Origin of the sequence: Paenibacillus sp. 2KB_20 (genome assembly GCF_052115765.1) — a bacterium.
Lineage (GTDB): Bacteria > Bacillota > Bacilli > Paenibacillales > Paenibacillaceae > Paenibacillus_AQ.
In genome coordinates, this window is sequence record NZ_JBFRHH010000001.1 from 871060 (window position 1) to 886523 (window position 15464).

Genomic DNA, 15464 nt, shown 5'->3' on the forward strand with positions numbered 1-15464 from the left:
AATCTATATAGCTTCCGTTATTGGCTCTTCGATCCCTTACGGATTCGGATTGATTTGTATGAAATACTCTTCAACCAACCCTTGCATCTGGTCAGGCAGTTGATTGCGATCTAATGTTTTACGCGCTTCGGTCTCATAATCGCGGTACACTTCCTCATAAGGTCTGGACATGCCCGGAACGGTCGGCGAAACGCCGCCCTTCTGAATATCACCGCCACTGCCCTTGATCTCGCCGGAATCGTTCTGCACATTGCCGCTGCCCTTGTAATCCCGAGGGATCGTCACAAGCTCGCGACCGCCAGAGCCAAAGCCGGCTCCGCTGCCGGTCCCGCTTCCCGATCCTCCGCTGCCACCTGAACCGGAGCCTGCTCCTGATCCGGAGCCGCTCCCCGAACCGGACCCACTGCCGGCGCCTTGACCTTGACCGGCCCCGGAGCCGCCTTCCCCGGAGCTTCCCTCCGAGCCTTCGCCTTCTTCTCCCGAGTCTCCCCCGGATCCCGCCTGCGCCAACGCCTCGGCACTGCCGCCGTTACTCCAGGCATCGGATACCGACATCCCGGCAGCCGTCATCTGATCGGCCAAGCTCAGTCCTTGCGAAGCAAGGGAGGACGCCAGCGAAGCGGCGGATTGCGACTGACTATCCGACGCGGCTTTGGCTTGCGCCGCTTTAGCCAGCTCCTCGGCCAGCTGCTGGAGCGCTTCTTCCAGCTCCTTCGGCAGCTTTCCTTCCTTTAGCGAGTCGGCTGCTTTCTTGAGCTCTTGCTCCAGCTTCCCGTCCTCCAGCTGCTTGGCAGCTTCCTCAGCCAACTTTTTCAAAGCATCGGACAGCTCGTTCTTCTCTTCCTGGGACATCTTTTTCACCTGCTCGGTGAGTTTCTTCATTTCCTGCTTGAGCTCATCGGCCATGCCTTCGGCTAGCTTTTCCCCCACCTGAGACAACGCCTTCTGCTGCTGCATTTTTTGAGCCAGTTCAGACAATGCCTTCGCTTTTTCCTCCTGCTGTTTCGCTATTTTTTCAAGCTCTTTCATCGCTTCTTCCAGCTTCTCCAGCGCTTGCTCGGGATGTTTCTCACGGTCCAGCGCTTTCTTCAGGGCACCCAACTTCTCCTGCAGCTTCTTCCTGTCAGCAGGATCGATCGTTTTTTTCTGGAGTTCCTCCGCAAGTTTTTCGGTTTTGGCTGCCTGCTCCTTCATCCAGCTCTGCGCCTCTTTTGCCGCTTCCACCTTCTTGTCCATCGGGTTCGGAACAAAAACAAGGATGAGCACGGCAGCCAGCGAAGCACCACAGATCAAGAGATGTCTTTTACGACTAGGGTAAGGAAGACGCTCCGGCAATTGCTCCGCAAAACGTGCACCATAGTGTTCCGCCTGCTCACGCTGCCATTTAGCGGCCTGCGATTCCTGTTCTTTGAACGATAGTGCCGTGACCATCATGTCGCTTCGCTCCGCTCCGTCCGGAACATGATCCATCGCTGAAGCGGCTTCTTCGATCGGAACCCGGTGCAGCCATCCCCATAACAAGCCTACGAAGCCTGCTCCGACAGGAAGGGCCACGGATGCGACGGGAAGCCAGGCAATGGGTACAAATCTCCCCAGTACTAGGAGCAGCAGCAGCGCGGCAAACCCTGCCATCAGTCCGTATAAAACATACGTTATGACGCGAAATCGCTGCAGCCGCCGTCTCGCGGCTTCGATAAAACGCATGATGTTGTCCATTGCTCTTCCTCCTTACCGTACTCTTATACTTTAAGGTTACGCTTCATCCCGCGTCATTTCCGGTACTTGCGGGAGCTGTGCCTCATCCTTATCCTTACGTTTCCGCCTTGCGATAGGACGTATTTTCCGTATGGCAACCCACAGGGCAAGAACAATCACAACCGAATACACAATGAAGAATTCCAGCCACAATTCAATGGGGGCCTTACTGTTCAAACTTCCGCCGTGCAGCAGGAACACTTCCTTGGAGAACGACGGGTTGAACAAACTCATCATCGCTCCGCCGGGATTCAGACCCAGCAAATATCCGACCCATGAATAACTGCCCGGTGTAGGCGTTATCCCGCTTTGATACATATTCCGCTGTTCAATCCCCATGAAGAACAGATACAGCAGGCCTGTGACAAGGAATATAATAAGTCCCGCACCGTAGGCGACAATAATCGCGACGATGGTTCTTTTGAATAAAGTCGAGAACATCACGCCAAGCGAACCGAGCAGCAGCATCACGAATAAATAAAAAACAAAAACGGATATGAGCTGTTTCGGCGAAATCCCTCCATATAGGAAAACAATGCTGTATATCGGCAGGGTGGCCAGCACGATCAGTGTCATGAAGCTGAGTGCCGACACCAGCTTGCTCAGCACAATCGTGGCCGAGCTCTGCTGCGTCGTCAGCAGCATGCTCAGCGTTTGCTTCTCCCGCTCGCTGCTGATGACGCCGGCGGTAAGAGCCGGTGCCATGAACGCGATGAGGACAAGCTGAGCAAAACTCAGCACATAGAACATCATTTGGCTCATCTGCGGATCGAATCGCTGAGGTCCCCGCTGTCCCAAATATAAGAAGAGGTAAATGAAGCCCATCGCAACAGCTCCGAGCGCCAACACATAAAATAACACCGACAGCATAGAACGCGTAGAACGCATCCGCAGCCGAAATTCCTTGTCAATGACCGGATTAATTAGCTTTCTGCTCCAATTCATTCGCGGGGTCCCCCTTTGGTAATTTCGAGGAATACATCCTCCAGATTGCTCTGTGCTTCCTGAAACGAGACAATCGGAATTTCCCAGGAGACCACCTGCCGCAGCAGAGCGCTTTGCTGCGCATCATCCCCGCCGTAATGAACATGGACACCGGTGTTATCCGTTAATACCGACGAGACAAAGGGTTCGTCCCGCAGCTTCTCGGCCAGTTCCTCTTCACGCTCGAGCGTGCGGATATGGATGACTTTTTTCACGCGGAGACGGCTCTGAATATCAGCCACCTTGCCTTGGGCAACCATCTCGCCGTGTTCAATCACGCCGATTTCATCCACCATCTCCGCCAGCTCAGGCAAAATATGCGACGAGATGATGATCGTCTTGCCCATAAGCTTCAATTCCTTCAAGATTTCACGCATCTCGATCCGCGCCCGCGGATCCAGCCCCGAAGCCGGCTCATCCAGAATTAATACGTCCGGATCATGCACCAGACACCGGGCAAGGCATAAACGCTGCTTCATGCCGCGCGAGAGACTGTCGACGTACGTATCCGCTTTGTCGCTCAGGTTGACGAGCTCCAGGAGCTGCGGAATGAGCTGCTCCCGCTCGGCGCGCGGAATGCCGTAACTTGCCCCGTAAAAATGCAAATATTCGGTAGATTTCAGCTGGTCATACACGCCAAAGAAATCGGGCATGTAGCCGATCCGCTTGCGGACCTCTTTGGGATGCTGGGTCACGTCAAAGCCGCCGACTTTGGCAACTCCCGAGGTTGGCAGCATCAGGGTGGCCAATATGGACATCGTCGTGGATTTGCCTGCTCCGTTCGGGCCGACAAATCCAAATACCGTCCCTTTTTCGATATGAAGACTGATGTCCTTCAACGCATGGAACGTTCCGTATTTTTTACTCAGGTTTCTAATCTCGATCATGGAGTGGCCTCCCCCTTCACAGACAGCTCCGGCATCATAAAGTTGGTCTGATCCTTGGCGGTGATCATGAAACGGATCCGATTTCCCACGATATACTGCTCCGGATTTTTGGTAATGGTATGCACATTGTTCACGTCTGTAACAGGCTCCCATTCGCTCTTCTTCGAGTTCCAGATCTCCATCATAACGTTGTTGTTGAATTTGGTGCCTCTCATGGACAATTCCGAATACTTCACGTTGCCTTCCGATATTAACGGGAATTCGGCGATCAAGCTGCCCTGTCCCATTTCGACCCCATGAGGGTAAACCCCATACATCGGCGCATTCACCTGCGATATCTCGGGAGACAGGAACCCGTAAGGAATGTTGATCTCCCCGTTCAGTCCCCAATCCATCTCCACGGGCTGTATCCAGAAATTGAGCTGATCACTCTCCACCTCAGCGCCTTTCAGCGTATAATTCGTCAAATGATCCTTGCTCCATCCCAAAATGTAAGCATCCCTGTTGACCATTCTGTTGGAATATCCGTATTGGGACAAAATATCGCGCTCACGCTGTTTCGGATCATTCTGCGAATAAGGGTACAGCATCCCGGACAAGTCACCGCCCGTAAACTTGATGATTTGTTTCGGGTCCTGAGGAACGGCAACCGCCTCTCCCTTCTTGATATCTCCCAGCTTATAGGCTTTGCCTCCAATAACCAGTGCAACCTCGGTCAAATCGTTAATCGTGTCATTGGTGACCTTACCGTTTAATTCTCCTTTGGCATCCAGCTTCAAATCCATGCCGAGGCGCCCCATCTCCTCGGTTCCTTGACGGTCCACCCATACCTTGGCTAATGACCATTGGGACATGTCGCGAAGCTCCAGCGTCGTGGACGCCTGCTCCATTCGGACAAAATTTTTATTCTCGCCCATCCCCCCAAACGTGTTCCGGGACTGCCCCGTTCTCAAATACGTATTCTCCGGAAATTCCAAGGCATAGTTCCCGCTTCGAGGCGTGAAGAATGCGGAAGCCGTCGATTTAACCGCATCCCCCTGACCGTTTAGTTCAATCAAGTTGATAGTGTGTGCGAGTTCCCGCGTCTTGTCCGATGAACCGGCCACGTAAACGGAACCGCTCGCGATGACGGCAATAATCGGGATCAAGAACCAAGCCCATTCCCGTTTGTCCGCCTTTTTCAAGATGTAGTAGAGCAGCGGCGCAACGACGACCGCATAAATAATGAGCATCCACAACAGCAGCGTGAAGGAAGGCATCTTCAGTGATGGAAAATACTCCAGAACGTAATTCAAATTGTCCATAAGCGAATTGTAATACATACCATTCTGCGCACCCATCATGGGAAGGTTATTACGCAGTATCGATGCCCAAGCATCCGGATGGCCTGCCCATGAGCTCACCGGTTCCATAGCCAGATCATAGGCCGCATATTGAACACTTCCTTGGCCATAGGTCTTCGAAGCAAACAAAGGTTGTCCATCCGCTTCAATCCCGATTTGGGCGCCTTCCACCGCTTTCGCTGTAGAAATGGTAAATGCCCCATCCAGTTTCAGCGGTTTCCCGCCAAGCTTCTCCAGCTCCGCCAGCGAGTTAACGGTGGTGGTGCCATTCGCAACAACCGGCGTTATGTCGGCAAACGGTGCCGCTGTTTTGGTATATCCCGCGCCTCCGGCCAGAATCAGGGTGCCGCCGCCATTTACCCAATCCGTAATCGCCTTGCGCTGAGGCTCTGACAGCGTATCGGAAGCAAAATTGTTAATAACGATAACGTCCAGTCCGTTCAGCAGCATTCCATCCGACGGAACGCTGGCGTTCTTAAGCGGAAACACGTTCACGCTGTTGCCCTTGCCGTTAAGGACATTCATGAAATTCATCGTATCCGGATCATCCGATAAAACGGCAATGAGTGCGCCTTGATAAGGAGAAGCCTGCACGTAATTTTTACCTGTGGCAAACGGAATCTGCTTCCCCTTGGTATAAGATCCTTCATAGAAGAGGATTTGGTTATTATCTTTATTCAGCATGGCCCCTGGAATGCCGATCACGACTTCCTTCGGCGTATCCTTCGGCAGGTCCACCTGCTGGACGTAGGAAGTTTGATATCCGAAGCCATTGTAGTTCTGAATCTGCACGACCACGTCACCGGATATATCCCGGTCACTGGTTAAGGTCAGTTTGAGCGGATTCCATTTATCATGTTTAATCTTGCCTTGATAACCCATTTCGGATTGAATGCCAATCTTCGCTCCATCGGCGTAGACGTTTCCGGCCGGAATCGACAAGGATAACGTGGCAACAATCAGCAGCGCCACCATCGGCAGCAACATCCACGTTTTTTTTGTATAAAACGACAACTGATGATTCCCCTCTCCACATATAAATTGCTCTCACATGAGAAATGACACATATGTTCCGAAGACGATGTAAAGGTTCTCTTCACAAGTTCAACTATATTGACGAGTCGAATTTATAAAAAGTTTGACGTTTCCTTCCATAAAAAGATGTATTGGACTGTATTTTCAGCATTCCAGGGGAATTTAGCGTTTTTTACCAAGTCAACTATAAATAAAAATCCCACTCCAATAAGAGGAGCGGGATCAAGGGGTAATCCATTGCAGCGTTAAAGTGTTGGGCTGCTCCATTGTACTATCTATGATGAATCGTCTGAATACAGCCTCATATTCTTACTTGAATCTCAGGCACAGGCCCGGTACTCTGGCATGGCTCGCCATCGTGTTCGTGCTGTTTCCGAACCTGCTGGCTATCTTCCTGTCTGGTCATACGTACGCTTGCAAATCTTTTGCAGATCGTTAGTTGAATACAACCGTTTTATTGTTATGCACCAGAATCCGATCCTCGACATGCCATTTGACGGCTCTTGCAAGCACCACGCGTTCGATGGTACGGCCAATACGCTTCAACTCGTTGACATCGTCCCGGTGGCTAACGCGCTGCACATCCTGCTCAATAATCGGTCCGCCATCCAGCTCTTCGGTTACATAATGGGCGGTTGCTCCGATAATTTTCACCCCGCGGTTATAAGCTTGCGCATAAGGCTTGCCGCCGACAAAGGCCGGAAGGAAGGAATGGTGAATATTGATAATCCGGTTCCGGTAATGTTCGATAAAGGTTGGCGAAATAATCTGCATGTAACGCGCAAGGATAATCACGTCGATATCATCGCCGATCACATCCAGCTGACGTTGCTCCGCTTGAGGCTTCGTATCCGCCGTAACCGGAATATGGTGATACGGGATACCGAAGGATTCCACGTATTCCTTCATATCCAGATGGTTGCTTACCACCAGTGCGATATCCGCATCCAGATCACCAGCCTGCCATTGCCACAACAGCTCTACAAGACAGTGATCTTCTTTTGAAACAAAAATCGCCAGTCGTTTCTTACGGACCGCATGATAGATATTCCATTCCATACGGAATTGATCGGCAACATCCCGGAAGGACTCCTCCAGCTTGGGAAGCTTCGTATTCAAATCCTCCAGATCAAATTCAACCCGCATAAAAAACATGCCGCCGGCCGGATCCATTGTATATTGATCAGACTGGACAATGTTGGCGCCATGCTGGTACAGAAACTGGGAGACCGCCGCCACAATTCCCGGTCCATCCGGACAGGAGATCAGCATGCGGGCACGATTAGGGTACTGACCTGCCGCAGATGGCAGATCCTTCTTGATGTGAATTTCCATGAGACTCGGTGATCCTCCTTATAAATCTGCAATTAACATGAACGGCACCTCTCAAGAAATACAAACCGCAACATGCGGAAGTTTTCTTGAGAATGCCTTAGTACTCTTAATATAAAGCCATTTAATGAAGCTTATGAAGTCAGGGTAACACCGGACAACCAAGCGATCAGGCGCTGATTGATCTGCTCCTCCGAAAGGTCGGACAGCAGGCCTGCTGCCATGACCATATCATACAGGCGCTCCATCGGTTCGCGAGGATCCGCCTTTTTGGCTTTGGCATCATTCTTCAGAAGCGTCCAGGTATCCAGCACGAACGAACGGGATTCAATGCCTTCCTTCGCAAAGAAAGCACTCAGCTCTTCTACTTGCTGAGCAAAAGTTGGCCCGAAACGGCCTTCCACATCCCCACGCAGAAGCGCAATCTCGATCTCATACATCGGACGCTGCGTCTTCGGATCTTTACCGATCCACGGCGTCTCCAGAATAAACGGTCTGCCCTGGAGCTTCTCATGACGAACCACTCTTTGAATGGCTTCATAACCGATCCATCCGGTTCCAATCGGCGTATGACGGTCTTTACCCGCTCCACGCGGATTCTTGCTGTCGTTCACGTGCACAACCGTTAACCGGTCGAGTCCGATCAGCTTGTCGAACTGCTCCAGCACGCCGTCCAGATCATTTACGATATCATAACCCGCATCATGAATATGGCAGGTGTCGAGGCAGATGGCCAAACGGTCATTGTACTTCACCTTATCAATAATGGAAGCAATTTCTTCAAAACTGCGTCCCATCTCAGTGCCTTTGCCGGCCATCGTCTCCAGCGCAATCTTCACTTCGGTCTCATCCGTACCGCCGAGCACTTCATTGAGGCCTTCAGCAATTCGGTCGATGCCGTATTCCGCGTCCTTATCGGTATATGCACCCGGATGGAGAACGATATTCTTCACGCCGACCGCATGCGTACGGCGAATCTCCTCTTGCAGAAAGCTCACCGCCAGCTCAAACGTGTTGGGCTTGTACGATCCAAGGTTGATAATGTACGGCGCATGAACCACAATCTCATCAATCCCACTTTCCTGCATAGCGGCTCTGCCTTCTTCGATAAACATGGAATCGATCGGCTTACGGCGCGTGTTTTGCGGTGCGCCGGTATATATCATGAACGAGCTTGAGCCATATGATGTAGCTTCAGCCGTCGCAGTCAGTAATCCCTTGTCCGAAAACGACACGTGGGAACCAATTTTCAACATGCTGTATCCCCCTTTTTTACACACAATTACACCTATTTTAGCTTGTATATCGAAATAAATCTAGAAATGCGTTATAATTCTCATGAAAGTGTCATGTGACAATAATCATTGAGGTGATATACAAATGAAGAGCACAGGGGCCGTCATGGGCTATTTGTCGTCCAGTGCGCCGCCGTCATGGTTCATGAACTCCATTGCCTTCTGGGGATGGGTCATGCTTGGGCTGATGGGCATCGGCGGATTTTTCATGTTCCGCAAGTTTCTGAAAGTGCTTCCCAAAGCCGACGGCAAATCGAAGCTCGATTGGCAAAATTACTGGGTAGAGCGAAGCCGCCCGCTGTGGACGGATGAATCCAAAGCATTTCTGGACGAACTAGTGCAGCCTGTTCCAGGACCGTTCCGGGATATCGCCAAACACTCCATTGCAGCCGAAATCGGCAAAATCGCCGTCGAATCCGGCGCTACCGAAGTAACCCGGGATCACTGCATCAAAGGTTACATCGTAGCTACGCCGAAGCGGGATTACAAATTCCTGATGAATTTCCTCCAGAAGAAGGAAATCGACTACAAGCCTTATCAGCATTTGATCAATAAGTAATAACACAACCTTAAATGGAACGACGGTACCTGCTCCATTCAAATGCTCGGACAAACCGTTGGGTCCGGAAGATAATTCCCCCTAGTCCTCATACAAAGGATCAGGGGGATTCGTTTTTTAATTTCGTTAAATGGAAGGGATCCGAATGCACTTGGCCTGTTTTTCGCTTCAAGAAAATTGTGGAAATAAGTCATAGATCACGTATAATAGATTGTTATAAGAAATATAATCCGATAGTCCTAGGAGGAAAGAATGGCGTGAAGTTGAAATTAGCAATTATTATAGTTTTACTATTTACATGTATTGTACCAGCCGTAGGAGCGGCGCCAGCCAATATCGTCAATGTAGATGGCGTTAAAGTGGGGCTGCGACAGGCCCCTATTTTGCGAGACGGGGTGACCCTGGTACAATTCGCTCCGATATTCAAAAGCTTGGGTCTCTCTGTAAAGTGGGATCCCGCTAAACAGCAGATTACAGGGACTAAAAAAGGGATCAACCTTGTGCTGACTGTAGGCAACAAAAACGCCTATGTGAACGGCTCGCGAATGCTGCTCGAATCTCCTCCGGTATCCTTGAACGGAAACATTTTCGTTCCGCTTCGCTTCATCAGCGAGGCCACTGGAGCAACCCTCGCCGTAAATGGAAACACCATCAACATTACCAGTTACAAAGGGACAGAGCCCTTTGTTCCTAAACCTACACCGATCCCGCCGGTAAAAACGAAAGCCGTAAAAATCCAAGAGGAGTTGGAATCCAAATACTCGAACCTCTCTTTCGGAAAATTGCACCTAAACAACTTAACTTATGGTGTAACCGACGATTCGGATACACTTTCCATTGCCGTAGAAATTTCGGATGAACAAACGATGCAGAACATTATCGACACCTTTGACAGCAAACCTTCAACGGGGCATCAGCTGACCAAAAATATTGCAAATCATGTACATAAAAAATATGGCTACAAAAAAGTCAACATATTTATCATTACATTCTTTGCGAGTTCCTCTTATCCAAGCGGATATGATGCCCAATATAATATTTTCGTTCCCGAATACAATGTATATGTTACACGCTGGCCCTTATACGGAGGATCTTATAATTACTCGAAAAAGGTAGCTTACTGGTATTTTGACCCAACCGGCGATACGGAGTATATGATTTATTCTAGCTCGTTATAAAAAGTTCGCACTCACACTTCAATAAAAATTAGAAAAAGAACCTCGGGTATATGTTTAAGGCAGATTGGTCAAGCCCCTGTTTGATAGACACTGAAAAAAGCCCCTAGGCTATAAGCTGTTTCCGGTACGCTACCGGAGACAGCTTATTTGGTCTTCGTTGCGGTCGATTCTGGTTGTAAAATTGAATGTAGGCTTCAATTCGCCTCTGTGCCGCATCCATATTTCGGATATCATAAGGGTAGAGCCCTTCCGTTTTGAGATGTGAGAAGAAGCTCTCCATGGAGGCATTGTCATAACAATTTCCTCGACGAGACATGCTAATTTGGGCGTCAACCTTTGATAGCATGTCGTGGTATGCATGAGATGTGTACTGGAATCTCTGGTCGCTGTGAACGACCAGTCCGGTCACGTCTTTTGTCTGTTTAAAGGCTTTCTCAAACGTCTGCAGAAAAAGTGAATTGTCATTTCTTTGACTCATGTGGTAGGCTACAATTTCATTGTTAAACAAGTCTTTCATCGCAGAAAATAGAGCCAGGATTCCCCCACTCGGTATTGTGTCACATCAGTCACCCATTTTTGGTTAGGGGCATCCGTCTCGAAATCCTGCCTCAGTAAATTTTTAGCGACACGTTCCGGTCGAAGAGACATAATTGCCGCGATGTTTTCGTCGGATGCGTGAGCGGATTCCGAGTACCCGCATGAGCCGCAGCACTTTCTTATGATTCATCCAAACGCCATGATCCTGAAGCAAGAACAACTGGATCTGCCGGTAGCCGTAAACTCCATGAGTCCAAACTCACCGGATTCCTTATACTTCTTCATCCAATCTTTGAGACGGTGTCTGTCTGTCATCCCAAACTTCTCCATGATTCTGCGATATGTCCAGCCTTCCACCAGATGAAGGTGTATCGCCTCCATCTTTGTCTCGAACGAATACTGTTTAAACTTCTGTCCCTTAAACGCTGGCATAAAAATGCACCCCCTAGAATTTCATCGGATAAACCAGGGGTTTAGTCCAATGTCTATTCTAAGGGGTGCACTTCATCTATTACTCGGTGTTATTTGCAGGTTAGTGTCTGGTACTTCAAGATAAACCTTAACCTCATTTAGTATTTAGAATATTAGGGGTTTGATTTCAGATAACATATCCATTTGTTTTCACTGCCGTTGAAAGATTCGTTTTACAAACTCTTGCGTTTTGATTTTTTGACTGGATCTTCGTTATTAATAAGTTCATCTACTGCCCATCTGTTAACTGGATTCTTAGTTCGACCAGGCTTGATACATTTATGTTCGATTATGTCACTTATTCGATAGAATACAACGTAATCAATTACTATACATGTTTTTACATTAAATATGGCATATTCCTCATCTTTACTTTCTATATATCTTGCACAGGACCGAATCTGAAAACTCATAGAATTTAGGGTTCTGCATTAAGAACGTCTTCTTAATTCTTTCTAAATGACTCATATTATCTGAAGATGATTATTGTCAAGAAAATTATTGAATGTCTTGTAGATTAGAGTCCCCGCAAACATATAAGGAGGAGTTTTTTCCTTAACAAAATTATCAGTCTGGTTAATACTCATAAATAACCAACTTCCAAGGTATTCGTATATCAGCTCGTCATTAGTACCCTCTGTGAGTAAAATAGTAGATATGTATTTTAAATAGTCTGTCACGAAATCAAATTCTTCCTGGTTTAAGGCTCCACCCAATAAATCTAAACAGTTCTCTATTTTATTTACATTGAATGCAAAGCTATCATTGAGTAAACCTGTACCAAGTGAAGTCAGAAAGATTATAGATCTCCACTTATCGGCATCTTTAACTTGTTCAGTAGAGTATCTTTTTAGTAGGTCAGCATACATATCTTCACTTATTATTCGTGCAGCTTCAATCAAAGATTCCAATGACCGAATGTTATTTTCTCTAATTTTCTTCTCTGTGAAAAACATCTTACACCCTCATTTTCTATGGTAATTTACTCTATTCTGAACTGATGTAAGTCTTCAATGTCGACAAAACCAACTTTCCCAGTTTCATCGAAAAGCATTCACTGAACACTTCACAACCTTCCCCTCAACAACTTCATAAGATTTCACCTCATAAAGTATCATCTTACCTACCCTCCTTATAAAGAATTTATTTTATATTTCTCATATAGCTTCCCCTATCTTTTTCATTGCATCCTGTTTCTCTTGGCTTGCAGACAATAGTTCATAGACCAAAGCTAGATTTCAGATCCCTTTGCTGTCCTATATATCCCTAGTAGACTATCTACAGACATATCGTATAGTTCAGAAAGCAAAGTTGTTGTTTCTAAATTAGGCTCTCTTGATCCAGTCTCATAGCCACTTATTGTCTGTCTGCTGACATTAAGATATTTAGCAACCTGCTCACACATGAATCAAAAACACAAGATGTTTTTTCAATTAATCGTTAACATATACAAACTTAGTTATATAGTTAATAGGTATATTTTACCATAATCATCATACCAGATGTTTCTATATATCTAGTAAAAATAAAAAAACCAAAAGCCCCTCAAAAAATTAGGGTACACCTTTGGTTTTCTGCAATAATCCGAATTTTCTCAAAGCTTCATAGAATAATAGCTTTGCAAATCCTACTTCTACAATAATTATCCCGTATTAATATAAACCCCTACGCAAGGTAAACTCCCATCCCGCAATAATAAAGACATCCCCCTCCATCAAAGGGTATTCTTTATAAGGCACCATGGACTCCCCCTTCAACATCGTGCCATTTCTCGAACCCAGATCCTTCAGTACGTAACCTCCGCTTTCACGCGAAAGTTCGACATGCGCCCTTGAAGTCCCCACTCCCTGTGCAACGAATTGGGCTACGTCAGGGGACCGGCCGATAATGAAGTGGGGCTGATGCAGTTCAATCCGCTGGGGGGCGGCTGCATTCGGTTCATTTAGCTCGAGGTAAGCACCTGCTGAATGTTGCACGCCTGGACGGGCTGCGGTATCCGGACTTAGCTGCACGGTAGCCCCCCCGCCTCCAGGGAACGAAAGCACCTCCGTCCGTTGGGACAACTGGGTATAATAATCCCCCTCATCCCCATATGGATCCGCAGTCGCAGCTGCTGCCTCAGATGAACGCAAATAAGCATGGCCCTGCGGAGACTGTGCAGGATATCCCGCTGAATGGTGATCTCTATCGGAGTTAACTGGAGATTTAGGGACCCGCCATCTCCAGTTCTCTTTTCCCTCCTCAAGCTCTGCTTCTGCTTTTCCAGCGTCTGTTTCCCGGCTATCCCCAAGAAGACCCGATAAAGGGTCCGCCTGAAAACGTGGGACAGACTTCCACTTGGAGTCCTGCGGGCTAAGCTCTGTTGACTCGAACATGGGCAGGGAAGCGGACCAATCGCCGGATCTCCGTGAGAGCAGCTTGAGTTTACCTGTCCAGCCAAGCCAGGTTAATGCAGCAAGCAGAATCGTAATCCCTACCGACAACCCCAGCATCAGTGAAGTAGGCTGATTCATGTAAAGTAATCTCCAAGCTCCCGCTGCAGCGAGCAAACATCCTAACAAAATATAGGTGCGAACCGGCGAGGCTTTGCCATTGTCCGAAGCTTCTGAATTTGTATCATCTGTATCAGGGAGCCACGCAGGATTAGAGCTCAAGGGGCTTCGATCCACGTGAGAATCCATTTCCTCGCTCTTGCCCCTCTTCCCAAACATCTCATTCGTACGTTCCGCCAGACCTCGGATTAAACTCTGTTTATCCGTGTGGGTGTCACTCTCCGTCTGCGGCACTGCTATCCGCCCGCGAGCCGGTTCTGTAAATGCGAATGCAGGCTTGGAGCCCATGTTGCTTGATTGACTACCGGTATAGAGCGATCCTTGATTCAAACCTGAAGGCACTGCTGCATTTGCTTGAGTTACAGCACGATGGTCTTCACCCTCTCCTGCTAACAGGTCGACCACAAGCTTCTTAAGTCCCGGCAGATTAAAGCTCTGTTCACTGCAGAACGACATCAGTGCCTGTATCCCTCCCCCTTTTAGCTCCGTCACCGATGCGAGCAACCTTGTCATTAGCTCTTTGAGCATAACTGGAAGACGTGTGCCGCCTGCTTCGGTAGCTGCAACGGGAACATAAGTTAAATATAAAGTGCCAAGATCCAGGGAACCTTCAATAAACAGATAATCCTCATGCAAAATATAATTTTCCGGTTGAAGCATATACAACTTGCTGTCGTCCAGAGCAGTGACGATCTGCAACAGCAATCCAAAATATTCGGTCAGCGTCATTCGCTCGCTCTTTAACGCTTGAGATAGCATTTTTTTGCCGGTGATATCATACTCCAGCGTTACCTTATAATCGACTTCTTTCATATGCAGCTTCAAGAAATGAGGGATTCTCGAAGAACGGATCATTCCCAGCTGTACATGATTAAGTTCTGATGATTGGATTCCTTCAGTCCGGTCCAGCACCATAATGGTTCCACCGTTCTGCATAAAATCCGCCTTTAATCCGAGCATAAGCTCCCCCCTCCTACAAGTGCAGTACCACATACGTGCTGATTACGCCAGGAAGGACAGCAATCATAAAGGGGAATCGCAAGTGTTCCTCCTGGCTATTGCGCCATGGCAACCAGCTCTTCATAACAAAAACGCCGGCGATACTGCCAACGACATTGCGTATTCGCTTCATCATTTCCCGCCGCCAGAGCAGGATGAGCAAACCGATGACACCGGCAAAAATTACAGAATACATGATGCCCTGCAAGGTAAACCATAAGCCGGTCCAGGCACCAATCCCCCCAAACAGCTTAACGTCACCCGCTCCCACAGCCCCTATAAAATACATAATCAACAAGATAAGAAACCCTGCTCCAAGACCCTGCAAAGAAAAGAACAGCCCCTCCCACCCGTCCAGAACGCCATAATAGACGGGACCGGACAGCATAGCAGAAACGGTTAAAACATTCGGTATTTTCATGGAACGAAGATCTGTAATGAATGCCGCGATCAGATAAACGGCACAAACACCAAAAGCAACGGCCATACTACATCAAAACTCCCTTGCTTAAACTATTCACTGGAATAGCCTTGATA

The 15464-nt window shown here is 48.2% G+C and carries 15 protein-coding genes; 2 read left to right on the forward strand and 13 right to left on the reverse strand.

Annotated features, from left to right (window positions below; all coding sequences use genetic code 11):
* Positions 1–36: 36 nt before the first annotated feature.
* The 6 genes from AB4124_RS04035 to AB4124_RS04060 all read right to left on the reverse strand — a co-directional run bounded on the left by AB4124_RS04035 (position 37) and on the right by AB4124_RS04060 (position 8592).
* Positions 37–1716 carry a phage tail tape measure protein gene (locus AB4124_RS04035; protein ID WP_441971263.1) on the reverse strand — a complete coding sequence of 560 codons (1680 nt, stop codon included), beginning with the start codon at positions 1714–1716 and terminating at the stop codon, positions 37–39.
* 36 nt (positions 1717–1752) lie between these two features.
* Positions 1753–2700: an ABC transporter permease gene (locus tag AB4124_RS04040; protein ID WP_076324639.1), complete on the reverse strand. Its 948-nt coding sequence runs from the start codon at positions 2698–2700 to the stop codon at positions 1753–1755.
* Positions 2697–3626, reverse strand: a complete 930-nt coding sequence (locus AB4124_RS04045) for an ABC transporter ATP-binding protein (RefSeq protein ID WP_076324640.1) — start codon at positions 3624–3626, stop codon at positions 2697–2699. The genes AB4124_RS04040 and AB4124_RS04045 overlap by 4 nt, the downstream gene beginning before the upstream one ends.
* On the reverse strand, positions 3623–5983 hold the full coding sequence (locus AB4124_RS04050) for a DUF7408 domain-containing protein (protein ID WP_441971264.1): 2361 nt from the start codon (positions 5981–5983) through the stop codon (positions 3623–3625). Before AB4124_RS04050 ends, AB4124_RS04045 begins: the two co-directional genes overlap by 4 nt.
* A gap of 456 nt (positions 5984–6439) precedes the next feature.
* The gene (purU, locus tag AB4124_RS04055; RefSeq protein WP_441971266.1) at positions 6440–7339 is read right to left on the reverse strand and encodes a formyltetrahydrofolate deformylase; all 900 of its coding nucleotides are present in this window, start codon (positions 7337–7339) and stop codon (positions 6440–6442) included.
* A 131-nt stretch (positions 7340–7470) separates the two neighbouring features.
* On the reverse strand, positions 7471–8592 hold the full coding sequence (locus AB4124_RS04060) for a deoxyribonuclease IV (RefSeq protein ID WP_430111759.1): 1122 nt from the start codon (positions 8590–8592) through the stop codon (positions 7471–7473).
* Positions 8593–8716: 124 nt separating this feature from the next.
* On the opposite strand from AB4124_RS04060, the gene AB4124_RS04065 reads away from it, so the two are divergent.
* Positions 8717–9190, forward strand: coding sequence for a DUF2621 domain-containing protein (locus tag AB4124_RS04065; RefSeq protein ID WP_009594427.1), 474 nt, complete (start codon positions 8717–8719; stop codon positions 9188–9190).
* Between the two features lie 257 nt (positions 9191–9447).
* Positions 9448–10368: a copper amine oxidase N-terminal domain-containing protein gene (locus AB4124_RS04070; RefSeq protein WP_441971268.1), complete on the forward strand. Its 921-nt coding sequence runs from the start codon at positions 9448–9450 to the stop codon at positions 10366–10368.
* A 103-nt stretch (positions 10369–10471) separates the two neighbouring features.
* Here the strand turns inward: AB4124_RS04070 and AB4124_RS04075 are convergent, their stop codons facing one another.
* The 7 genes from AB4124_RS04075 to AB4124_RS04105 all read right to left on the reverse strand — a co-directional run bounded on the left by AB4124_RS04075 (position 10472) and on the right by AB4124_RS04105 (position 15414).
* Positions 10472–10885: a transposase gene (locus AB4124_RS04075; RefSeq protein ID WP_441971270.1), complete on the reverse strand. Its 414-nt coding sequence runs from the start codon at positions 10883–10885 to the stop codon at positions 10472–10474.
* A 102-nt stretch (positions 10886–10987) separates the two neighbouring features.
* A complete protein-coding gene (locus tag AB4124_RS04080; protein ID WP_441971272.1) occupies positions 10988–11095 on the reverse strand; it encodes a hypothetical protein in 108 nt (35 codons plus the stop codon).
* Positions 11092–11337, reverse strand: a complete 246-nt coding sequence (locus AB4124_RS04085) for a helix-turn-helix domain-containing protein (RefSeq protein WP_441971274.1) — start codon at positions 11335–11337, stop codon at positions 11092–11094. Before AB4124_RS04085 ends, AB4124_RS04080 begins: the two co-directional genes overlap by 4 nt.
* 503 nt (positions 11338–11840) lie before the next feature.
* The gene (locus AB4124_RS04090; protein WP_441971276.1) at positions 11841–12332 is read right to left on the reverse strand and encodes a hypothetical protein; all 492 of its coding nucleotides are present in this window, start codon (positions 12330–12332) and stop codon (positions 11841–11843) included.
* Positions 12333–12607: 275 nt separating this feature from the next.
* Positions 12608–12781 carry a helix-turn-helix transcriptional regulator gene (locus tag AB4124_RS04095; RefSeq protein WP_441971278.1) on the reverse strand — a complete coding sequence of 58 codons (174 nt, stop codon included), beginning with the start codon at positions 12779–12781 and terminating at the stop codon, positions 12608–12610.
* A gap of 247 nt (positions 12782–13028) precedes the next feature.
* Entirely contained in the window at positions 13029–14888 is a 1860-nt protein-coding gene (locus AB4124_RS04100; protein WP_441971280.1) for a DUF6382 domain-containing protein, read from the reverse strand.
* Positions 14889–14901: 13 nt separating this feature from the next.
* Entirely contained in the window at positions 14902–15414 is a 513-nt protein-coding gene (locus AB4124_RS04105; protein WP_076324647.1) for an A24 family peptidase, read from the reverse strand.
* Positions 15415–15464: the final 50 nt, after the last annotated feature.